We start from the raw sequence: 21,122 nt of genomic DNA on the forward strand, positions 1-21,122 counted from the left end.
GGCGGGCCGCGCTCCGCGACGGCGCCCAAAATGAAAAAAGCCCGGCATCAACCGGGCTCTAATGCAGACAGGGCTGAACCCCGCCTGTGCTCCGACCGGCTCAAGGCCGGGCAGACATCTGCAATGGCTTAGTCGACCTTGCGGATGTTGGAGGCTTGCTGACCCTTCGGGCCGGTGGTCACGTCGAAGGTGACGCGCTGGCCTTCGGCCAGGGTCTTGAAGCCGTTGCCCTGAATGGCGGAGAAGTGGGCGAACAGGTCGTCACCACCGTTTTCCGGGGTGATGAAGCCGAAGCCCTTGGAATCATTGAACCACTTGACGGTACCGTTTGCCATTTTGAATATCCTTTAAAACTAGAAAAAAACAGGGACAGCCCCTGGGGAGGGCGAAACTCAAGACGGCAGGGTGTTCAGGGAAAGACTTCCGCAGGACAGCGGGGACCGAACCAGACAACAACAACACTACTTGAAGATCGCGAGACAGGACTGTGCACTGTATTCGCGGGCAATGCAAACATTATTTGTCAAAAGCCCCGAAATTTCGATGCCGGCGGGGCCCGGCCCAGCGTGCGTGCGGCAATCGGCCACATTCCGCCCCCCGCCGGGCGGGGCTAGATTCGCGCACCGTCACCCGCTCCGCCCCCCTCCCACAGCGCCGGGGGCCCATCGCAGCACCTGTCGCTTCGGGGATAATGCACCCATGCCCGCCGGCCCTCACCCTCCCCAACCGAGCCCCGTCGACGCCCTGCGTCGCCTGATCAGCCTGCGCTGGCTGTCCATCGTGGCGATGGGCGGCGTGCTGCTGTGCGTGCCGTGGCTGCTCGACATCCGGCTGCCCGGAGAATCCCTGCTGCCCGTGCTGGCCGCGCTCCTGGTGGCCAACGGGCTCTCGATGCTGCGCCTGCGCCACCTGGCCGAGATCCACGCCGCCGAGCTGTTCGGCCAGCTGTGCATCGAACTGGCGGCCTGGAGCGCCTTCCTGTACTTCACCGGCGGCGCCACCAACCCGCTGATCTCGCTGCTGCTGCCCCTCGTCGCGATCGGCGCGGCCACCCTCGGCGCGCCCTACGCCTGGGCCCTGGCGGGGCTGGCGGTGGCCGCCTACTCGGTGCTGTGGGACTTCAACGAGCAGCTCGACATCTACGACTCCGGCCTCGCCGTGCACTGGCACCTGGCGGGCATGTGGCTCACCTTCGCCGTCTCGGCGGGGGTCATCGTGTGGTACGTGGTGCGCATGACCGCCGCCCTGCGCAGCCGCGACCAGGCCCTGGCCGAAGCCCGCGAGACCCGCCTGCGCAACGAGCGCATCGTCGCCCTCGGCAACCTCGCCGCCGGGGCCGCCCACGAGCTGGGCACCCCGCTGGGCACGATGGCGATCATTGCCGGCGAGATGGCCCGCGACCGCCAGCTCGGCGACAGCGTGCGGGCCGATGCCGAGCTGCTGCTCGAACAGCTCGCCCACTGCAAGCAGATCCTCGGCAGCCTCACCCTGCGGGCCGGCAGCCTGCGCGCCGAAGGCGGCGAGGCGCTGCCCGCCGACAGCTGGCTGCAGGGCATCGCCGACCGCTGGCGCCGCCTGCGGCCCCACGTCCCGCTCACCACCCGCATCGACTGCGGCGCCCCGGCACCCCGGCTGGTGGCCGACACGACGCTGGAACAGGCCATCCACAACCTCATCAACAACGCCGCCGACGCCAGCCCCGAAGGCATCGAGTGCGAGGCCGGCATCGCCAGCGACGCGCTGGTGGTGCGCGTCCTCGACCGCGGCCCCGGGCTGCCCGAGGGCTTCGCCCCGACGGCCGGGCGCGCCGCCGACGCGGCCCACAAGGGGCTCGGCATCGGCTTGCTGCTCGCCTCGGGCGCCGTCGAGCGCTGCGGCGGGCACATCGCCTTCAGCCCCCGCCCCGGCGGCGGCACCATCGCCACCCTGACCCTCCCCCTCGCCTCCCTGCAGCCATGACTCCCCAGGACGCTCCCCACATCCTCATCATCGACGACAACCCCGCCTTCAACCGGGTGCTCACCCGCGCCCTCGGCCAGCGCGGCTTCACCGTATTCGGCGCCACCGACCCCGAGAGCGCCCTCGCGCTGGCCGGCCAGCACGAACCCGAGTACGTGGTGCTCGACCTCAACATCGGCGGCAGCTCGGGCCTGCGCCTGATCGAACCACTGCTGGCGGCCAACCCGGACTGCCGCATCCTGGTGCTGACCGGCTACGCCAGCATCGCCACCACCGTGGACGCGATCAAGCTCGGGGCCACCCAGTACCTCGCCAAGCCGGCCGACGTGGACAGCATCCTGAAGGCCTTGAGCGCCACCGACGTGGTGATCGAGGACGAGGTGAGCGCCGGGCCGATGTCGGTGGATCGGCTCGAGTGGGAACACATCCAGCGCGTGCTCTCCGAAAACGATGGCAACATCTCGGCCACCGCCCGCGCCCTCAAGATGCACCGGCGCACCCTGCAACGCAAACTGTCCAAACGCCCCGTCAAGGAATGAAGAACCCCACCCAACACGACACCGACCGCGTCCGGCTCGACAAATGGCTGTGGGCCGCGCGCTTCTTCAAGCACCGCAGCCTGGCCACCGAGGCCGTCGATGGCGGCAAGGTCCAGCTCAACGGCATCCGCGTGAAGCCGGCAAAGGACGTGAAGCCCGGCGACCGGGTGGACATCCAGATCGCCGACACCCGCTACACGGTGATCGTGCGGGGCATCGCCGAGAAGCGCGGCAGCGCCACCATCGCCCAGGGCCTGTATGAAGAGACGCCCGACAGCGTCGCCGCCCGCGAGGCCGGGCGCGAGGAGCGCCGGCTGGCCGCCACGCCCGGCGCCGACCTGCACGGCCGCCCGACCAAGCGGGACCGGCGCCAGATCGGCCGCTTCACCGGCGAGGGCTGAGGCCCGCTACAGGCTGATCGCCAGCGCCAGGGGCAGGAACAGCACCGCCAGCACGTTGCCGAGCAGCACCATCGAGGCCACCTTCTCGGGCTCCTGGTTGTAACGCTCGGCGAACATGTAGTTGAGCACCGCCGGCGGCAGCGCGCCGAAGACGATCAGCAGCGCCCGCTCCCGCTCGGGCAGCGGGATCAGCCACACCAGCGCGAACGACAGGGCCATCCCGAGCAGTGGCCGCGCCACCGCACCGATCAGGCCGAGGCGGATCGCCCCGATGCGCGACTCGCTGATGCGCACGCCGAGGGCGAACAGCATCAGCGGGATCGAGATGTCGCCGAGCATCTTGATCGCCAGCATCGCCGGCTGCCACAGCTCGACCCCGGCCAGGCTCACCGCCAGGCCGCCGAAGGTGGCGATCACCGTGGGGATGCGCCACACGCCCGACAGCTTGATGTTGTGGTCGAGCAGCCAGGCGCCGAAGGTGAAGTGGGTCAGGTTCGACACCATGAACATCACCACCGCCGGCGCCAGCGCCGCGTCGCCGAAGGCCAGCACTGCCAGCGGCAGGCCCAGGTTGCCGCAGTTGTTGAACATCATCGGCGGCACGAAGGTGCGCGGCGCCACCCCGAGCGCCCGCGCCACGCCCCAGCCCAGCAGGCCCGAGCCGAACACCGCCACCACCGTCGCCCCGAGGAGGGGCAGGTATTCCATGATCTGGAAGGACTTGTTGGCCAGCGCCCCGAAGATCAGCGCCGGCACGAAGACGTCCATGTTCAGCTTGTTGGCCTGGGACAGGTCCGGGCGCAGGCGCCGGCCGACGATGAAACCCACCGAGGCGATGGCGAACAGCGGAAAGAGGATGGCGACGATGCGCAGCAGCATGGGGAGGCAGGCGGAGTGATGACGGAGCCGCGCCACCAGGCTCGACCGGCGGCGCAACGGGGAAGCTTATTGGAAGTCGGCAGGCACGGAAAGCAGAAGAGGGCCTGATGGCCCTCTTCCGTCGGACGCGGGAACGCTCGGGATCAGAGTACGTAGCGCGCCAGGTCTTCGCGCTGGGCGACCATCTGGAGGCGGTCATCCACGTAGGCGGCGTCGACCAGCACCTTCTGGGTGCCAGCCTTGCCGGCCTCGAAGGCGAGCTCCTCGAGGAGCTTCTCCATCACCGTGTACAGGCGCCGGGCGCCGATGTTCTCGGTCTTCTCGTTTACCTGGAAGGCGATCTCGGCGAGGCGGCGGATGCCCTCCGGCGCGAACTCCAGGCTCACGCCGTCGGTGGCCAGCAGGGCCTCGTACTGGCGGGTCAGGCAGGCGTCGGTCTGGGTGAGGATGCGCTCGAAATCCTCCACCGACAGGGATTCCAGCTCGACCCGGATCGGGAAGCGGCCCTGCAGTTCGGGGATCAGGTCGCTCGGGCGCGACAGATGGAAGGCGCCGCTGGCGATGAACAGGATGTGATCGGTCTTGATCATCCCGTACTTGGTGCTGATCGTGGTGCCCTCGACCAGCGGCAACAGGTCGCGCTGGACGCCCTGGCGGGACACGTCGGCGCCGTGGCTGTCGGAGCGGGTGGCGATCTTGTCGATCTCGTCGAGGAACACGATGCCATTCTGCTCGACCATCCGCAGCGCCTCGAGCTTGAGCTCTTCCTCATTGACCATCTTGGCGGCCTCCTCGTCGGTGAGGAGCTTCATCGCCTCGGAAATCTTGAGCTTGCGGGACTTCTTCTTGCCGCCGCCGATGTTCTGGAACATGCTCTGGAGCTGGCCGGTGAGCTCCTCCATGCCCGGCGGCGCGAGGATCTCGGCGCTCATGCCCGGCACCGACACCTCGATCTCGATCTCCTTGTCGTCGAGGTCGCCCTCGCGGAGCTTCTTGCGGAATTTCTGGCGGGTGGCGTTGTCCTCGACGGCGGGCGTCTCGTCGCCGAAGCCGATGGTCGGGCGGGCCGGCGGCAGCAGGATGTCGAGCACGCGGTCTTCGGCGGCATCGGCGGCCCGGTCGCGGACCTTCTTCATGGCCTGCTCGCGGTGCGACTTGATGGCGATCTCCACCAGATCGCGGATGATCGTGTCCACATCGCGCCCCACGTAGCCCACCTCGGTGAACTTGGTGGCCTCGATCTTGATGAAGGGCGCGTTGGCAAGGCGCGCCAGGCGGCGGGCGATCTCGGTCTTGCCGACGCCGGTGGGGCCGATCATCAGGATGTTCTTGGGGGTGATCTCGCTCTTCAGCGGCTCGGCCACCTGGGAGCGCCGCCAGCGGTTGCGCAGCGCCACGGCCACGGCCTTCTTGGCGCGGGCCTGGCCGACGATGTGCTTGTCGAGTTCGGAGACGATCTCCGGGGGCGTCATCTGGGTCATGGCTTCAGCACTTCGATGGTGTGGCACTGGTTGGTGTAGATGCACAGGTCGCCGGCGATGGTGAGGGACTTCTTGATCACCTCTTCGGGCGACAGCTCGGTGTTCTCGATCAGCGCCCGGGCCGCCGACTGGGCATAGGCGCCGCCGCTGCCGATCGCCACGATGCCCTGCTCGGGCTCCAGCACGTCGCCGTTGCCGGTGATGATCAGCGAGTTGTCGAGGTCGGCCACCGCCAGCATGGCCTCGAGGCGGCGCAGCGCGCGGTCGCTGCGCCAGTCCTTGGCGAGCTCGACGGCGCTGCGCACCAGATTGCCCTGGTGCTTCTCGAGCTTGGCCTCAAAGCGCTCGAACAGCGTGAAGGCGTCAGCGGTGCCGCCCGCGAAACCGGCCAGGATGCGGTCCTGGTACAGCTTGCGGACCTTGCGGGCGCTGGCCTTGATGACGATGTGGCCGAGGGTGACCTGGCCATCGCCGCCCAGGGCGACGTGGCGGCCCCGACGGACCGAGAGGATGGTGGTGCCGTGATATTGTTCCATCGCTTGGATATGGGGGCTGGAAAGCGGATTACAAGACGCACGAGCCGGCACGGATCGCGTGGCGGAACGCACCGGAAAGACCAGGCTTGCGCAGATGGATTGGTCGGGCGGAGCGGCGCTCGGCGGGCTGCCCGGTGGTGGGCTCCGGCCGGCAGCGGGCTCAGTTGCGCAGCTCGATGCGCGCGACCTGATGGAGGCCCATCACCTGCATCAGGGCGGCCACCATCGAGTTGACGTTCTTGAACACCACCAGCCGCCCCTGGGTGTGGAGCTGGGAGACGATGTTGAAGAGCGTCCCGGCCGACACGAAATCCATGCGGCGCAGGCGGCCGCAATCGACCTCCACCTTGGTGCGGTCGCTGGCGAAACGGGGGATCTTGCGCAGCACGTCGGTGTTGGGGCCGACGATCTCGCCCTCGAGCACATACACCTGGCCGAGGTTCGGGTCGAGCACGTTGCCCTCCGACTGGCTGGTGGTGAGGATGGGCGGCGGCTCCCAGGACGGGGGGGACTCTTCGAAGGTCATCGCGTAATCCACCGCGAGATCGTCGAAGCGCGCCTGTTGCTCGGTGTATTGCAGGATCTCGAGGAGCAGCAGCCAGGACGTCTGGCCGTCGCGAACCCCGGGCTTGAGCTGGCCGGCCAGCAGGTTGGCCAGGTCGGCCGCGCCGCTGAGCGCCAGCTTGATCTTGGCCCGGCGCAGGCCCCGCACGGCGCGAAGCAGCAGGCCCGCCCCGGCGTTGTCGACGCTGCGCAGGCGGCTGAGGTCGATGCGCAGGGCGCCGTTGCGCATGCCGATCTGGATCAGCTGGGCGAACTGGGCCGCCGCCTGCCCACCCAGATGGCCGGAGAGGTTGACCGTCTGCACCTTGGGCTCGCCCGAGCGCTGATCCTGGACCGACAGGTCCTGCCACGCCGAGGGCGAACGCTCGAACTCGGTGGCGAACATCAGGCTGAGCGCCTCGAAGTTGTCCCGCTGGCCGGTGAGGCGCAGCAGGTCGAGGAGCATCACCCACAGGTCGAAGCGGGCCTCGGTCTCGACGGTGACGTCGAGGGCCTGCTCCAGCACGATGCGGGCTTCGTCGCAGGCCCCGTTGGCGTAGAGGATGGCCGCTTCTTCGGCCGGGGGCGCCATCTCGTCGATGCCCTCCTCCACGTGCACCTTTTCGGCACACTGGGCGAGCACCCGGTTGAGATCACCGCCGGCGATGGTGAATTCGAGATTCGTGGGCTCGCCGCGCACCACGCGCGGAGAAGCCGGCGCAGCGGCGCCCGCCGCCCCACCGGACGCAGCCCGGTTTCGGGACGCGGAACTTCCGGCAGGTAACGGCTTCTTGCCGAAAAACGAAAGCACCACGCGCCGCCCCTCCTGAATGGTTTTTTACGATTAAATAGGATAGCACTCCGGCGCGCACGTGCTACGTGATTTACATCCTGTCGAATTTCACGCCGGCACTCACATTGAGCATAACCAGAAGTAAAGCGCATACCGGGCCGAAGGGCTGATCGAGCCCGAGGGACAAGGCAAAAGCCAGGGTGTAGCCCCCCACGCCGATCAGCGCCGCAAGCGCCAGCGCCGACCTCCAGCCCCGCGCAAACCGCCAGGCGAGGAGCGGCGGCGCGAACACCAGGGCGAAGGCGGCCATCACCCCGAGGCTCACCGTCGCCAGCGCCACCGCCAGCCCCGCCAGCAGGTCGAACAGCAGCAGCCGCGGCCGCTCGTCCTGCCCCCGGGCGCGGTAGAACTCGGGGAAGAAGCGCGCCAGCAGCAGCGGCCGCGACAGCCGGGCCAGCGCGGGCAGCAGCACCAGCGCGGCCAGCGCCGCCGCCAGCAGGTGGCCCTCGCCGGTGAAATACAGCTGCCCGTCGAAGAGGGCGTGGCCGGCCTGCTCAGCCAGCGGGTGGTTGGCCACCAGCAGCACCCCGCCGCCCCAGGCGAACAACATCATCAGCGCGTAGGCGCTGGCACCGGCCCGGGCCAGCAGGCCCTTGAGCAGCGCCGCCAGCAGGGCCGCCAGCACTCCGCCGACGAGCATCGGCGCGCCCAGCACCATCGCCACCAGGGCGCCGGCCGAGGCCATCTGGGCGAAGGCCAGCGCCGCCAGCCACTCGTTGCGCAGGCGCAGGTACATCCCGATCAGCGGCAACAAGGCGGCCAGCAGCAGGCCGGTGGCAAAGGGCACCCGGAACAGGGGGTCGAACAACAGCTCGAGGCTCATCCGCCCACCTCCACCACCCGCGTGCACACCTGGTCGATGAAACCATGGTCGTGGGACACCAGCACGATGCCCTGCCCGCCGTGGGCGCGGCCGAGCCAGTCCGCCAGATGGGCCACACCGGCCCGGTCGAGGTTATTGGTGGGCTCGTCGAGGAGCACCAGGTCGGCCGGCGCGGCGAGGCAGGCCCACAGGCGCAGGAACTGCAGCTGCCCGCCCGACAGGCGGTCGAGGCGCTCGTCGAGGCGCCCGGCGAGCCACGGCGGCAGGCCGGCCGCATCGGCGCCGGTGAGGCCGAGCAGGTCGCGCCCGCTGAGGGGCACCCCGCGCAGATCGTCGAAGCCCTGTGCCTGGTGCGAGATCGCCAGCCCCGGCGCCTTGCATACCTCGCCGCCGAACACCCGCACGCCGCCCCACAGGGCCTTCAGCAGCGTGGACTTGCCGGCGCCGTTGGGGCCGGCCAGCCCGACGACCTCGCCGCGCCGCAGCTCGAAGTCGAGCGGGCCGGCCACCGGACCGGCATAGCCGGCCCGGAGCCCCGCGACGCGCAGCAGCAGCTCGCCGGCCACGGCTTACTTAAGGCCGGCGAGGAGGCGCCGCACCGTGTCGTCGAAGAGGCCAAAGAGGTCGCCCGCCTCGGCCGAGCCCCCGACCGTGAAGGGCAGCACCACCACCGGGATCTGCGCCCGCTCGCCGAGCCAGTCGGAGGCCGTCGCCCGGGTGTAGGCCGGACGCAGGATCATCCGCGCCGGCTGGGCCCGCTGGCGTTCGAGCAGGGCGGCCAGATGGCTGCTGCCCGGCTCGACGCCCGGCTTCGGCTCGAGGGCCCCCAGCTCCCGGAAGCCCAGCCAGTCGGCCAGGTACGGGAAGGAACGGTGCTGCACCCACACCGGCACGCCCTTGAGCGGCGCCGCGGCCTGCTCCCAGCGCGCCATCGCGGCTTTCCAGCGCTCGCTGAAGCGGGCATGGTTGGCCTTGTAGACGGCCGCGCCGGCCGGGTCGAGCTGGGCCAGGCGGGCCGCCAGCGCGTCGGCGACCTTCTGGATGTTGCGCGGATCGAGGTGCAGGTGCGGGTTGCCGCCGGGATGCACGTCGCCGTCGGCGCGGTCCAGCCGGGCCGGCACCTCGAGCAGGCGCACCAGCCCGGCCGCCTCCAGGTAGCCCGGCTGGCCGGGCTGGATGCCGGCATTGCCGGACTCCCGCAGCACCACCGGCAGCCAGCCCACCTCCAGCCCGGCGCCGGTGGCGATCACCAGCTGGGCGCTGCGGGCCCGGGCGATCAGCGAGGGCTTGGCATCGACCCGGTGGGGGTCCTGCAGCGCGTTGGTGGCGGCGGACACATTCACCCGCTCACCACCGATCTCCCTCGCCAGCGCGGCCCATTCGGGGACCGAGGCGAAGACGTTGAAGGCGGCCGAGGCGGGTGCCGCGGCCAGCACGAACAGCAGCGCCACCAGGCGCCAGATCAGCTTGCGAAACATCGCCGCCTCCTCAGAACTTGTGGGCGCCGTGGGCGCCGAGACTCATGATGTACTGCAGCCACAGCTGGTTGTCGGCCTCGCCACTCCGCGACTTGTCGCGGGCGAGTTGCAGGCGCAGGCGCGAGAACTCCGACGGCGACCAGTCGACCATCGCCGTCTGGCGGGTCGGATTGTAGGCAGCCAGGATCGGCAGCTCGGCGCTGCCGAGCGTACCCAGGCTGGCCGTGCCCGAGCGCAGCCAGTCGCCGCGCACGCCGACGCGCCAGTGGGGCATGAACTGATACACCGCCTGCAGGTAGCCGCCGGACTGGCGGAAGCGGGCATCCGACGTCGTCTCCGCCCCCGCATCCGTGATGTTATACGCCAGTTCCCCGCTCTCGCGCCGCCACAGGTACTCGCCCTGCAGCTTCAGGTAGCGCTCCTTAGCGTTGCCGTTGGGCGCCCACTTGTAGATGAAGTCGGCGACCCAGGTCTGGCTGCGACCGGAGAAGGCGTTGTTGACCAGGCTACCCGTGCCGTTCTCGGCCTCGAAGCCCCGCTCCCGCGGCTGGGCGCGCACGTGGGACAGCCCCACCCGCCAGGCCGACGAATCGCCGATGTCGCCGCCCAGGTGGGCGAAGGCCGTCCACAACCCGGCGCCGTTGGCCTTGCGTTCGGCCCCCGGGAACTTGCCGCCGTTGGCCGCCTCGGCGCCGAACTCCAGGAACAGATCGGTCGGTGCCACCCAGCGCAGCTGCAAGCCGTCGTTCTGCAGCCGGTAGCCGAAGAAGGCCTTGTAGGCCAGCGGCGCGTCGCTGAAGTCCCACTCGTGGGGGTGCTGCTGGTTGAGGTAGCCGATCCCCGACAGATAGCGGCCGGCCTTCAGCTTGAAGCCGGTGGGCAGGGCCAGGGTCTCGACGTTCACCTCTTCGACCTCGACGACGCCGGCGCCGTCGTCCTCGGCCAGCGAGAAGCGCGCGTTGCCGCGGAACAGGTGATCCACGTTGGCCGAGAAGGCCAGCTCGGACTCACCCAGCGAGAAGCCCTTGCGCGGGGGGCCGACCTCGCCGCCCGACGGGATGAAGCCGTCGATGCGGTAGGCCGACGGGTCGCGCTGGAGGCGGGTGAACTTGCTGTCGATGATCAGCGACACCGCCGGGTTGAAGGCGCTCTCGCCGGCCGGCTGGCTGGCGGCGGCGCGGGTTTCGGCAGCGACCGCCTCGACCCGGGCCACCGAGCGCACCGCCTCGCCGGCGCTGCTGTCGGCGGCAGCGGCGACGCTGGAGGCCGCGACGGCCTTCTTCTCGGTTTCGGCCAGGCGGCGCTCGAGGTCGTCGATGCGCTGCTGGTAGGTGGCGCGCAGCTCGCGGAGCTGTTCGCGCAGCTGCTTGATGTCGGCATCGCCGGCGGAAAAGGCCGCGCCCGGGAAAGCAGCGGCAAGGGCCACGCACAGCGCGGCAGGACGTACGGAATACATGAAAAACTCCAGTCGGATCGGTCCGGAAAAAAGCAGGCCGCCGGCGCACGCAAGGCAGCGCCGGCAGGCACGACGGAAACGGGGTCAGACGGAGTGGAGGGGCGGGCCGCGGCTGTGGGGCCGGGGCAGGCGCCGGAAGACGGGCGCAGGAAGCGGTTCGCCGGCGGCCGCCGGCGGCAGGGCTGCGACGGCCAGCAGGGGTGGCGTCGACGGCAGCGCCGCGGACAGGTCGGCCGCGGCGAGACATTGCAGGCAGCTGGCGTGGCGCTCGGCATCGGGCACGCCGCCCTCGTAATCGGCCTGGGCGGCGCTCGCGCCGAGCCGCGCCAGCGCCGACAGCTCGCCCACGTGGCCGACCGCATGCACCGCGGCAAACAGCTGGGCGCAGACGAGCAGCAGCGCGAGCACGCTGCGCAGCGCGGCGGAGGGCTGACGGCGCTTCACGCGGCGAGCTCCGGCGGTTGCCCGCACAGGCTGGCGAAGGCGCGCTCGACCACCACCCGGTCGAGGTCGCGCACGATGAAGACCAGCCGCGTGCTCCGGTCGGCATCCGGCCAGGCCGGCAGCGCGGCGTCGGGGTAGCGCAGGTGGTGCACGCACTGCACGACCCGCGGCTGGGCCTCGCCGCGCACCTGCACGATGCCCTTCACCCGCAGCAGATGCTCGCCGTGCAGGCTCTGCAGCAGATCGAGGGCGGTGGAAAAATCGCCCCATGCGACGGGGTTTTCGAGACGCAGCACGAAGGCGTGGGTGTGGGCGTCGTGGCGCGCGGCGGCGGCCGGTGCGGCGGAGGCGGTGCCGCGCGGCGCATAGGGATTCGGACGCGCAGCCTCGGCGGCGGCCACCGCCTCGTCGGCCAGCCAGCGGGCCACGTCGGCGGAATGGGTGTGGGGGTTCCACAGGCCGCAGTCGAGCACCGCGGCCGGGTCGACCTCACCGCCGGCCACGCGGACCTGCGGCGCGCCGGGGTTGAGGGCCGCGAGCCGGGCCGCCAGCGCATCGAGGGCCGCCGGGTCGGCCTGGTCGCACTTGGTGATGAGCAGGCGATCGGCCATCGCCGCCTGCTTGACGGCCTCGGGGTGAGCCTGCAGCTGGGCGGCGCCGAACACGCCGTCGACGGCCGTGACGACCCCATCGAGGCGGAAACGCTCGGCGATGAAGAAATCCTGCATCAAGGTGAAGATCACCGGCGCCGGGTCGGCGAGGCCGGTGGTTTCGACGACCACCCGCGAGAGCGCCGGCAGCTGCCGGCGCAGGCGGCGCATGAAGAGATCCTTGAGGGCCCGCGACAATTCGCCGCGCACCGTGCAGCAGATGCAGCCGGACTCGAGCAGCACGACGTCGTCGGCGATCGTCTCGACCAGCAGATGATCGATCGGCACCGCGCCGAACTCGTTCATCAGCACCACCGTGCCGGCCAGCGCAGGCTGGCGCAGCAGGTGGTTGAGGAGGGTCGTCTTGCCCGCGCCGAGAAAGCCGGTCAGCAGGGTGACGGGGATACGCGGCGCCGGCGCGCTCATCGTAGGGACATCCGGCGCAGCGGCAGCAGCCCGGCTTATTCGCCGTACAGCTTCTGGGTGCGCTCGCGGCGCTCCTGGGCGTCGATGGACAGCGTCGCGGTCGGGCGGGCCAGCAGGCGGCCGATCCCGATCGGGTCGCCGGTCTCCTCGCACCAGCCGTACTCGCCTTCCTCGATGCGGCCCAGGGCTTCCTCGATCTTCTTGATCAGCTTGCGCTCGCGGTCACGGACGCGGAGTTCGAGGGCGTGCTCCTCCTCGACGGTGGCCCGGTCGGCCGGATCGGCGACCAGCTCGTTCTCGCGCAGATTGGCGCCGGTGCTCGCGGCGTTCTCGAGCAGCTCGTCGCGCATCTTCGCGAGGCGATCCCGGAAGAAGGCCAGTTGCGCCGGGTTCATGTAGTCGTCTTCCGGCATGGCCAGAATCTCGGCCTCGGTCAGCAGCTGTTCTTTGCTCGTGGTGGCAACCATGTCTCATTCCTCCCGTGAATCGACCGTCGGGCCCGGCTCGTGCAAGCCTGGACGTGGCCCGTCTGGCGACCCATTGTGGATCGGCAGCCCCATGTGCCGCCAATCGTTACCCGGCGCCCCGGGGCGCCGCCGCCGCGAGGCGCCACCCGCTGGTGGCCCCCCGACTTTGATCAAGGGCGCGATTCTAGGCACAGGAGCGCGCCAATTACAACGCTCCGGCACGGCCCAGGCGTCGCGCCTGTACATTCTGAAACAGTGAATCTACCGCGTTACTTCGGTTCAGAGCATGTCCTACGGTAAAATATCGCGATGGACGTCACGATTCACCCCGCGCCGGATGCCGGCAGGGCCTCTTTTACATTGCCGGTCCGGGTGTACTTCGAAGATACCGATGCCGGTGGCGTGGTTTACTACGCCAACTACCTGAAGTTCTGCGAGCGCGCCCGCACCGAATGGCTGCGGACGACGGGCGTCGTCCAGAACCGGCTCGCCACCGAGCAGAATATCCTTTTCGTGGTGCGTTCCGTCGCGGCAGACTACCTGCGCCCGGCGGTCCTCGACGACCTGCTCGAGGTGATCACCACGATCGACAAGCTGGGCCGGGCCAGCCTCGATTTCGCCCAGCAGGTCCGGCGCGACGGGCAGCTGCTCTTCGAAGCCCGGGTCACCGTCGCCTGCGTCGCCAGTGGCGCGATGCGCCCCACCCCGATTCCCCCCGCTGTGCGCGCACAGCTCGCTTCCCTGGTTTAAACCGATGACCGTCACCGAAGACCTCTCCATCCTGTCCCTGATCGCCAACGCGAGCGTGCTCGTCAAGCTCGTGATGGCCCTGCTCGGCACCGTCTCGTTCATGTCCTGGTACTGGATCTTCCGCAAGTGGTTCCAGATCCGCGACGCCAAGAAGAAGACCGACCTCTTCGAGCGCGACTTCTGGAGCGGCGGCGACCTCAACGCCCTCTACCAGAGCGCCGCCACCAGCCGCCACGAGGCCGCCGGCATGGAGCGCATCTTCGAGGCCGGCTACCGGGAGTTCGCCAAGCTGCGCGGCAAGAGCCTCGACCACGGGGCCATTATGGACGGCGCCCGCCGCGCCATGCGCGCCACCTACCAGCGCGAGGTGGACGATCTCGAGGCCCACCTGGCCTTCCTCGCCTCGGTCGGCTCGGTGTCGCCCTACGTCGGCCTGTTCGGCACCGTGTGGGGCATCATGAACGCCTTCCGCGGCCTCTCCAACGTCGGCTCGGCCACCCTCGCCCACGTGGCGCCGGGCATCGCCGAGGCGCTGGTGGCCACCGCCATCGGCCTGTTCGCGGCGATCCCCGCGGTGGTCGCCTACAACCGCTTCGCCCACGACATCGACCGCATCGCGATCCGCTTCGAGAGTTTCACCGAGGAGTTCCTGAACATCCTCCAGCGCCAGCTGCGCTGACCGGAGCCCCGCCGCCATGCGTCAACGCCGCCTCATGAACCAGATCAACGTCGTGCCCTACATCGACGTGATGCTGGTGCTGCTCGTCATCTTCATGGTCACCGCCCCGATGATCCAGTCCGGCTCGGTGAACCTGCCCAGCGTCGACAAGGTCCCCGCGCCGCCCACCGACGCGATGATCGTCACCGTCAAGCCCGACGGTGGGCTCACCCTCCGCGCCACCAGCCAGGCCCCCGAGAAGGACTACAGCCGCCGCGACCTCATCAGCGAGCTGCAGGCCGCCGTGTCGGCCAACCCGGGCCAGTCCGTGGTCATCGCCGCCGACAAGAGCGTCAAGTACGAGCAGGTCATGAACATCCTCAACGACCTGCGCAACGCGGGCGTCAACAAGGTCGGCCTGCAGACGCAGGTCGGCAAAGCGGCCCGATGAACCCGGCGCTGCCCGGCAACGATCGCGGCAAATGGGCCTCGGCGCTGCTCGCCGTCCTGGTCCACGTGATGCTCGGCCTGTTCCTGTTCTACGGCATCCGCTGGCAGAACCGGCTGCCCGACCCGGTCGAGGTCGAGCTGGTGAGCCCACCGCCGCCCGCCGCGGCGCAGGTCGCCCCGCCGCCGCCCCCGGCGCCGCCCGCCCCTGCCCGCCCGGCGCCGCCGCCTCCGCCCCCCAAGCCGGAGCCCGACGACGAGCCCGAGCCGCCGCCCCGCAAGCGGCCCGACATCGCGATCAAGGCCCCCGAGCCCAGGAAGCAGCCGCCCAAGCCTGAGAAGGAGCTCGTCCGGCCGGAGCCCAAAAAGCCTGAACCCAGGCCCGAACCGAAACCCGAACCCCGGAAACCGGAGCCCAAGCCCGAACCCCGCAAGCCGGAACCCCGCCCCGAGCCCAAGAAGCCGGAGCCGAAACCCGAGCCCAGGCCGGAGCCTAAGAAACCCGAGCCCAAGCCCGAACCGAAGAAGCCCGACCCCCGCGAAGCCGCCAGGGCCGAGGCCCAGGCCCGCGCCGAGCAGGCGCGTCTCGACAAGATCCGGGCCGACAAGGAAGCCCGGGACGCCAAGGTCGCCGCCGAGCGCAGCCGCGCCCTCGAGGAGCGGCGCATGCGCGAGCTGATGGCCCACGACAGCGAGCACGCCAAGCAGTCCGGCGAGATCCAGAAGGAACTCGCCCGCATCGCCAACGAGAAGGCCAAGGCCAGCGACAGCCGCGCCCTCAAGGCCTACGCCGACAAGATCGCCGCCAAGGTGCGGGGCAACATCATCCTGCCACCCGGCGTGTCCGGCAATCCGGTGGGCGTCTTCTATGTCGACCAGCTGCCCGACGGCTCGGTGATCGAGGTTCGCCTCAAGCGCTCCACCGGCAACGCCCAGCTCGACGCCGCCATCGAGCGCGCGATCCAGAAGTCCAGCCCGCTGCCCAAGCCCGACCGGGCCGAGCTGTTCCAGCGCACCCTCAATTTCGAGTTCTACCCGCTCCGCGACTAACCCCTCCCGAGTCCAAGCCCATGAACCTCCGCATCCTGTCCCTCCTGCGCAGCGCCGTGCCGGCCAGCGTCCTGGTCCTGGCCAGCGCCTTCGCCCACGCCCAGCTGACCGTCGAGGTGAGCGGCGCCGGCAGCAACCGCATGCCGGTGGCCGTGGCCGCCTTCGAAGGCGAAAGCGCCCTGCCCCGCGCCATCACCGACGTGGTCCGCGCCGACCTCGAACGCAGCGGCCTCTTCAAGCTCGTCGAGCTCGGCCCCGCGCCGATGGGCGCCGACAACCCCGACCTGGCCCGTGCCCGCTCCCGCGGCGCCGACTCGCTCGCGGTAGGCACCATCGCACCGGCCGGTGGCGGCCGCTACCAGGTGACGGTGCGCCTGCTCGACACCCCCAAGCAGCTCAGCCTCGGCAGCCAGGCCATGACCATGGCGCCCAACCAGTACCGCACCACCGGGCACCGCATCGCCGACTTCATCTACGAGAAGCTCACCGGCGAACCCGGCGTGTTCTCCACCCGCATCGCCTACGTGGTCAAGTCCGGCCCCCGCTACGAGCTGCAGATCGCCGACGCCGACGGCAGCAACGCCCAGACCGCGCTGGTCTCCCGCGAGCCGATCATCTCGCCGGCCTGGTCGCCCGACGGCACCCGCCTGGCCTACGTCTCCTTCGAGGCCAAGAAGCCGGTGGTGTATGTGCACTCCCTGGCCAGCGGCCAGCGCAACGTGGCCGCCAACTTCAAGGGCTCCAACTCCGCCCCCGCCTGGTCGCCGGACGGCCGCCGGCTGGCGGTGGTGCTCACCAAGGACGGCCAGTCCCAGCTTTACTCAGTCAATGCCGACGGCTCCGGCGTGCAGCGCCTGGCCTCCTCGGCAGGCATCGACACCGAGCCCGCCTGGTCGCCCGACGGCATGATCTACTTCACCTCCGACCGCGGCGGCAGCCCGCAGATCTACCGCGTCCCCGCCGGCGGCGGCGAGGCGCAGCGGGTCACCTTTGAAGGCAGCTACAACGTCAGCCCGCGCCCCTCCCCCGACGGCAAGAGCCTGGTGTACGTGTCCCGCAACGGCGGGCGCTTCCAGGTGACCCTGCTCGACCTCGCCTCCCGCCAGACCCAGATCCTCACCGATTCGTCCAAGGACGAGTCGCCCAGCTTCGCCCCCAATGGCCGCATGGTCCTCTACGCCACCGAGATCGGCGGGCGCGGGGTGCTGGCGGCGGTGTCGTCGGACGGTCGTGTCAAGCAACGTCTGTCGGTACAATCGGGCGATGTACGCGAGCCGGCGTGGGGTCCGCAGCCGCGCAACTGACCTCTAAAAAGGCCCATCCCGCACAATTCATTGCGACCACCCGGCCGCTCACGGAGTGAAAACATGAAGTACACCCGCCTCACCCTGTCCTTGATCGCCACCGCCCTGCTGGCGGCCTGCAGCTCCGCCCCCAGCACCGACGGCCAGGCCGCCGTCGAAGACCGCTCCAGCGGCGCCGCCAGCTCCGGCATCGGCGGCAGCGGCGTCACCACCGTCAATGCCGACGGCAGCACCCCCGGCGCCGCCTACCCCGAGCTGAAGGACCCCAAGAACATCCTCTCCAAGCGCAGCGTGCTGTTCGACTACGACAGCTACGTGATCAAGGACCAGTACCGCCCGCTGGTCGAGGCCCACGCCAAGTTCCTGGTGTCCCACCCGAAGGTCAAGATGCTGATCCAGGGCAACACCGACGAGCGCGGCAGCCGCGAATACAACCTGGCCCTCGGCCAGAAGCGCGCCGACGCCGTCAAGAAGGCTCTCACCCTGCTGGGCGCCTCCGAAGGCCAGCTCGAATCGGTCAGCCTCGGCGAAGAGAAGCCCAGCTGCTCCGACGCCAGCGAAAGCTGCTGGGCCGCCAACCGCCGCGGCGACATGCTCTACTCGGGTGAATTCTGATGTTCCCCCGCCTTCTGCCCGCCCTGATGGCCAGCCTGTTCGTCGGCCTTGCCGCCGGCCAGGCCCACGCCGGCCTGTTTGACGACGAGGAAGCCCGCATGCGCATCAACGAGATGCGCAACGAGTTCAACGGCCGCGTCAGCAAGCTCGAAGCCGGCGCCCGCGCCCAGCTCGAACTCGCCGACCAGATCGAGCAGCTGAAGACCGAGATCGCCCGCCTGCGCGGCGAGAACGAAGTCCTCAGCAACGACCTGGCCAACGCCATCAAGCGGCAGAAGGATTTTTACGTGGATCTCGACAACCGCCTGCGGAAGCTCGAGCCCCACGCCGAAGCGGCCCCGGCCGCGGGGGCCCCGCCGGCCGCCGCGCCGGCCCAGGCCGCTGCCCCGGCTCCGGCGGCAGCGCCGCCGGTGACCGCCGCCGACCCCGCCGCCGAGAGCCGCGACTACGAAGCCGCCCTCACCCAGCTGCGCGGCGGCAAGTACAAGGAAGCCGCCACCGGCTTCATCGGCTTCATCCGGCGCCACCCGGGCAGCAGCTTCCAGCCCAGCGCCCACTTCTGGGCCGCCAGCTCGCTGTATCAGCTGAAGGACAACACCGGGGCCGCCGAGTACTACGCCAAGGTCGCCAACCAGTGGCCCGACGACAACCGCGCCCCCGACGCCCTGCTCGGCCTCGCCAGCGCCCAGCAGGCCCAGGGCGACGCCAAGGCGGCCACCCGCAGCCTTGAGCGCCTGGTCGCCAAGTACCCCAGCAGCTCCGCCGCGCAGATCGCCCGGCAGCGCCTCAAGAAGTAAGCGGCCCCGGCCGCCCCGCAGGGTTTCTGCCGGGGCGGCGGCGCCATTGCCCCGCCACCCACGCAGCTCCCGCCATGACCCACTCCGGCCGCCCCGTCAGCCTCCGCATCACCGAGATCTTCCACTCCCTGCAGGGTGAGACCTCGCGCACCGGGCTGCCCACCGTCTTCATCCGCCTCACCGGCTGCCCCCTGCGCTGCAGCTGGTGCGACACCGAGTATTCCTTCACCGGCGGCACCACGCGGGCGCTCGACGACATCCTCGCCGAAGTCGCCGGCTACCACTGCCCCACCGTCTGCGTCACCGGCGGCGAGCCCCTCGCCCAGAAGGGTTGCCTGGCGCTGCTCACCGCCCTCTGCGACGCTGGCTACTCGGTGTCCCTCGAGACCAGCGGCGCCCTCGACATCGCCGATGTCGACCCGCGCGTCTCGCGGATCGTCGACCTCAAGGCCCCCGGCTCCGGCGAGGAAGCCCGCAACCTGCTCTCCAACATCCCGCTGCTCACCCTGCGCGACGAGCTCAAGCTGGTGCTCGCCAGCGAAGCCGACTACGAGTGGGCCAAAGCCAGGATCGCCGAATACCACCTCACCGAACGCTGCCCGGTGCTGCTGGCACCCGTCCAGGGCCAGCTCAAGCCCGCCGACCTGGCCGCCTGGATCCTCCGCGACCGGCTGCCGGTGCGCATGCAGGTGCAGCTGCACAAAGTCATCTGGGGCAACGAGCCCGGGCGCTAGGCCCGCACCCCGTCGAACCACAGGAATCGCCATGACCACACCGCGCGCCCTCGTCCTGCTGTCGGGCGGGCTCGACTCCGCCACCTGCCTCGCCATCGCCCGCGACGCCGGCTTCGAAACCTACGCCCTGTCGGTCGAATACGGCCAGCGCCACGCCGCCGAGCTGGCCGCCGCCAAGCGCGTGGCCGCCGCCCTCGGCGCCGTCGCCCACCGGGTCGCCCACGTGGACCTCGGCCAGTTCGGCGGCTCGGCCCTCACCGACCCCAGCCTCGAAGTGCCCACCGGCGGCGTGGACGGCAGCATCCCGATCACCTACGTGCCGGCCCGCAACACCATCATGCTGTCCATCGCGATGGCCTGGGCCGAGGTGCTGGGCGCCCAGCACATCTACGTGGGCGTCAATGCCGTCGACTACTCCGGCTACCCGGACTGCCGGCCGGCCTTCATCGAAGCCTTCGAGACCATGGCCAACCTCGCCACCAAGGCCGGCGTCGAGGGGCAACGCCTGACCATCCACGCGCCGCTGATCGACCTCAGCAAGGCCCAGATCATCCAGCGCGGCACCGAACTCGGCGTCGACTACGGCCTCACCGTGTCCTGCTACCAGGCCAGCGACGACGGTCACGCCTGCGGCCTGTGCGACGCCTGCCGCCTGCGCCGCGCCGGCTTCGAGGCCGCCGGCCTGGCCGATCCCACCCGCTACCGCTGAGCCCGGCCCCCGCCATGGACACGCCCCTCGCCCTGCCGGCCATCGCCTGGGTCGCCTTCGCGATCGGCGCCGCGTTCGGCGCGGCCGCCCAGCGCAGCAACTTCTGCACCATGGGCGCAGTCGCCGACATCGTGCTGATGGGCGACTGGACCCGGCTGCGCATGTGGGCCCTCGCCGCGGCGGTCGCCATCGCCGGCACCAGCGGGCTGCAGCTCGCCGGCCTGATCGACGTGCATGAGTCCATCTACACCGGCCAGCGCCTGCAATGGCTGGGCCACCTGGCGGGCGGCCTGCTGTTCGGCGTCGGCATGGTCCTGGCTTCCGGCTGTGGCGCCAAGACCCTGGTCCGCCTCGGCGGCGGCAACCTCAAGTCGCTGGTCGTCTTCATCGTCCTCGGCCTCGCGGCCTACATGAGCCTGCGCGGCATCCTCGCCGGCCCCCGTGGGCTGCTCGGCGCCGTGGCGCTCCAGCTGCCTGCGCCCCAGGATCTGCCCTCCCTGATCGCCGCCCATTCCGGCCTGGCCACCGACAGCGCGCTGCTCGCCTGCGCCGGCGTGGGCGCCGGCAGCCTCGCCCTGTTCGCCCTCTCCAGCCGCGACAGCTGGCAGCCCGGCCCGCTCCTCGGCGGCCTCGCCATCGGCCTGTGCGTGGTCGCCGGCTGGTACCTCAGCGGCCAGCTCGCCTTCGTCGCCGAAGACCCCGAGACCCTCGCCCCCGCCTTCCTCGCCACCAACAGCGGGCGCATGGAATCCCTCAGCTTCGTCGCCCCCTACGCCTACAGCCTCGAGCTGCTGATGCTGTGGACCGACGCCAGCCGCCACGTCAGCATCGGCATCGCCACCACCGCCGGCGTCATCGCCGGTGCGGCCCTCGCCGCCGTCGCCAGCGGCAGCTTCCGCCTCGAAGGCTTCCGCGACACCGCCGACCTCGTCCGCCACCTGGCCGGCGCCACCCTGATGGGCTTCGGTGGCGTCACCGCCCTCGGCTGCACCATCGGCCAGGGCCTCAGCGGCCTGTCCACCCTGTCGGCGGGCGCCGCGCTCACCGTGACAGGCATCATCGCCGGGGCAACGCTCACCCTCAAGATCGAGCTGCGCAACGCTTGACATCCCCGTCGAAACCG

The 21,122-nt window shown here is 70.3% G+C and carries 25 protein-coding genes; 13 read left to right on the plus strand and 12 right to left on the minus strand.

The window, feature by feature from the left end; all coding sequences use genetic code 11:
* Window positions 1–128: 128 nt before the first annotated feature.
* Window positions 129–335: a cold-shock protein gene (locus ACE3OU_RS12990; RefSeq protein WP_374241982.1), complete on the minus strand. Its 207-nt coding sequence runs from the start codon at window positions 333–335 to the stop codon at window positions 129–131.
* A gap of 364 nt (window positions 336–699) precedes the next feature.
* On the opposite strand from ACE3OU_RS12990, the gene ACE3OU_RS12995 reads away from it, so the two are divergent.
* The 3 genes from ACE3OU_RS12995 to ACE3OU_RS13005 are packed head-to-tail and all read left to right on the plus strand — an operon-like array spanning window position 700 to window position 2,899.
* Window positions 700–1,959 carry an ATP-binding protein gene (locus tag ACE3OU_RS12995; protein ID WP_374241983.1) on the plus strand — a complete coding sequence of 420 codons (1,260 nt, stop codon included), beginning with the start codon at window positions 700–702 and terminating at the stop codon, window positions 1,957–1,959.
* Entirely contained in the window at window positions 1,956–2,498 is a 543-nt protein-coding gene (locus tag ACE3OU_RS13000) for a response regulator transcription factor (RefSeq protein ID WP_374241984.1), read from the plus strand. Before ACE3OU_RS12995 ends, ACE3OU_RS13000 begins: the two co-directional genes overlap by 4 nt.
* A complete protein-coding gene (locus ACE3OU_RS13005; protein ID WP_374241985.1) occupies window positions 2,495–2,899 on the plus strand; it encodes an RNA-binding S4 domain-containing protein in 405 nt (134 codons plus the stop codon). The genes ACE3OU_RS13000 and ACE3OU_RS13005 overlap by 4 nt, the downstream gene beginning before the upstream one ends.
* A gap of 6 nt (window positions 2,900–2,905) precedes the next feature.
* Here the strand turns inward: ACE3OU_RS13005 and ACE3OU_RS13010 are convergent, their stop codons facing one another.
* The 11 genes from ACE3OU_RS13010 to dksA form a co-directional block, all read right to left on the minus strand.
* Complete coding sequence (locus ACE3OU_RS13010; protein ID WP_374242015.1) at window positions 2,906–3,778, minus strand: AEC family transporter; 873 nt, start codon at window positions 3,776–3,778, stop codon at window positions 2,906–2,908.
* Window positions 3,779–3,921: 143 nt separating this feature from the next.
* On the minus strand, window positions 3,922–5,259 hold the full coding sequence (gene hslU / locus ACE3OU_RS13015; protein WP_374241986.1) for an ATP-dependent protease ATPase subunit HslU: 1,338 nt from the start codon (window positions 5,257–5,259) through the stop codon (window positions 3,922–3,924).
* Window positions 5,256–5,795 carry an ATP-dependent protease subunit HslV gene (gene hslV / locus ACE3OU_RS13020; protein ID WP_374241987.1) on the minus strand — a complete coding sequence of 180 codons (540 nt, stop codon included), beginning with the start codon at window positions 5,793–5,795 and terminating at the stop codon, window positions 5,256–5,258. Before hslV ends, hslU begins: the two co-directional genes overlap by 4 nt.
* 160 nt (window positions 5,796–5,955) lie before the next feature.
* Window positions 5,956–7,041 (minus strand): STAS domain-containing protein, encoded by a 1,086-nt coding sequence (locus ACE3OU_RS13025; protein WP_374241988.1) that lies wholly within the window; start codon window positions 7,039–7,041, stop codon window positions 5,956–5,958.
* Window positions 7,042–7,222: 181 nt separating this feature from the next.
* Window positions 7,223–8,014 (minus strand): metal ABC transporter permease, encoded by a 792-nt coding sequence (locus ACE3OU_RS13030; RefSeq protein WP_374241989.1) that lies wholly within the window; start codon window positions 8,012–8,014, stop codon window positions 7,223–7,225.
* Window positions 8,011–8,580, minus strand: a complete 570-nt coding sequence (locus ACE3OU_RS13035; protein WP_374241990.1) for an ATP-binding cassette domain-containing protein — start codon at window positions 8,578–8,580, stop codon at window positions 8,011–8,013. The genes ACE3OU_RS13030 and ACE3OU_RS13035 overlap by 4 nt, the downstream gene beginning before the upstream one ends.
* 3 nt (window positions 8,581–8,583) lie before the next feature.
* Window positions 8,584–9,492, minus strand: coding sequence for a metal ABC transporter substrate-binding protein (locus tag ACE3OU_RS13040; protein ID WP_374241991.1), 909 nt, complete (start codon window positions 9,490–9,492; stop codon window positions 8,584–8,586).
* A 10-nt stretch (window positions 9,493–9,502) separates the two neighbouring features.
* Window positions 9,503–10,948 (minus strand): TonB-dependent receptor, encoded by a 1,446-nt coding sequence (locus tag ACE3OU_RS13045; protein WP_374241992.1) that lies wholly within the window; start codon window positions 10,946–10,948, stop codon window positions 9,503–9,505.
* A gap of 84 nt (window positions 10,949–11,032) precedes the next feature.
* Window positions 11,033–11,392 carry a hypothetical protein gene (locus ACE3OU_RS13050; protein WP_374241993.1) on the minus strand — a complete coding sequence of 120 codons (360 nt, stop codon included), beginning with the start codon at window positions 11,390–11,392 and terminating at the stop codon, window positions 11,033–11,035.
* On the minus strand, window positions 11,389–12,468 hold the full coding sequence (locus tag ACE3OU_RS13055) for a GTP-binding protein (protein WP_374241994.1): 1,080 nt from the start codon (window positions 12,466–12,468) through the stop codon (window positions 11,389–11,391). Before ACE3OU_RS13055 ends, ACE3OU_RS13050 begins: the two co-directional genes overlap by 4 nt.
* 35 nt (window positions 12,469–12,503) lie before the next feature.
* Window positions 12,504–12,935, minus strand: a complete 432-nt coding sequence (gene dksA, locus ACE3OU_RS13060; RefSeq protein ID WP_374241995.1) for an RNA polymerase-binding protein DksA — start codon at window positions 12,933–12,935, stop codon at window positions 12,504–12,506.
* 309 nt (window positions 12,936–13,244) lie between these two features.
* On the opposite strand from dksA, the gene ybgC reads away from it, so the two are divergent.
* The 10 genes from ybgC to ACE3OU_RS13110 all read left to right on the plus strand — a co-directional run bounded on the left by ybgC (window position 13,245) and on the right by ACE3OU_RS13110 (window position 21,105).
* Window positions 13,245–13,685 carry a tol-pal system-associated acyl-CoA thioesterase gene (gene ybgC / locus ACE3OU_RS13065; RefSeq protein ID WP_374241996.1) on the plus strand — a complete coding sequence of 147 codons (441 nt, stop codon included), beginning with the start codon at window positions 13,245–13,247 and terminating at the stop codon, window positions 13,683–13,685.
* Window positions 13,686–13,689: 4 nt separating this feature from the next.
* Complete coding sequence (gene tolQ, locus ACE3OU_RS13070) at window positions 13,690–14,364, plus strand: protein TolQ (protein WP_374241997.1); 675 nt, start codon at window positions 13,690–13,692, stop codon at window positions 14,362–14,364.
* A 16-nt stretch (window positions 14,365–14,380) separates the two neighbouring features.
* A complete protein-coding gene (gene tolR, locus ACE3OU_RS13075; protein ID WP_374241998.1) occupies window positions 14,381–14,794 on the plus strand; it encodes a protein TolR in 414 nt (137 codons plus the stop codon).
* On the plus strand, window positions 14,791–15,840 hold the full coding sequence (locus ACE3OU_RS13080; RefSeq protein WP_374241999.1) for an energy transducer TonB: 1,050 nt from the start codon (window positions 14,791–14,793) through the stop codon (window positions 15,838–15,840). Before tolR ends, ACE3OU_RS13080 begins: the two co-directional genes overlap by 4 nt.
* Before the next feature lie 20 nt (window positions 15,841–15,860).
* Complete coding sequence (tolB, locus tag ACE3OU_RS13085; protein WP_374242000.1) at window positions 15,861–17,144, plus strand: Tol-Pal system beta propeller repeat protein TolB; 1,284 nt, start codon at window positions 15,861–15,863, stop codon at window positions 17,142–17,144.
* 63 nt (window positions 17,145–17,207) lie between these two features.
* Window positions 17,208–17,759, plus strand: a complete 552-nt coding sequence (pal, locus tag ACE3OU_RS13090; RefSeq protein WP_374242001.1) for a peptidoglycan-associated lipoprotein Pal — start codon at window positions 17,208–17,210, stop codon at window positions 17,757–17,759.
* A complete protein-coding gene (gene ybgF / locus ACE3OU_RS13095) occupies window positions 17,759–18,556 on the plus strand; it encodes a tol-pal system protein YbgF (protein ID WP_374242002.1) in 798 nt (265 codons plus the stop codon). The genes pal and ybgF overlap by 1 nt, the downstream gene beginning before the upstream one ends.
* 74 nt (window positions 18,557–18,630) lie before the next feature.
* Entirely contained in the window at window positions 18,631–19,290 is a 660-nt protein-coding gene (gene queE / locus ACE3OU_RS13100; RefSeq protein WP_374242003.1) for a 7-carboxy-7-deazaguanine synthase QueE, read from the plus strand.
* 31 nt (window positions 19,291–19,321) lie between these two features.
* A complete protein-coding gene (queC, locus tag ACE3OU_RS13105; protein ID WP_374242004.1) occupies window positions 19,322–19,999 on the plus strand; it encodes a 7-cyano-7-deazaguanine synthase QueC in 678 nt (225 codons plus the stop codon).
* Window positions 20,000–20,013: 14 nt separating this feature from the next.
* Window positions 20,014–21,105 carry a YeeE/YedE family protein gene (locus ACE3OU_RS13110; RefSeq protein WP_374242005.1) on the plus strand — a complete coding sequence of 364 codons (1,092 nt, stop codon included), beginning with the start codon at window positions 20,014–20,016 and terminating at the stop codon, window positions 21,103–21,105.
* Window positions 21,106–21,122: the final 17 nt, after the last annotated feature.

It is taken from the genome of Zoogloea sp. (genome assembly GCF_041908905.1).
In the GTDB taxonomy this organism is placed as follows: domain Bacteria; phylum Pseudomonadota; class Gammaproteobacteria; order Burkholderiales; family Rhodocyclaceae; genus Zoogloea.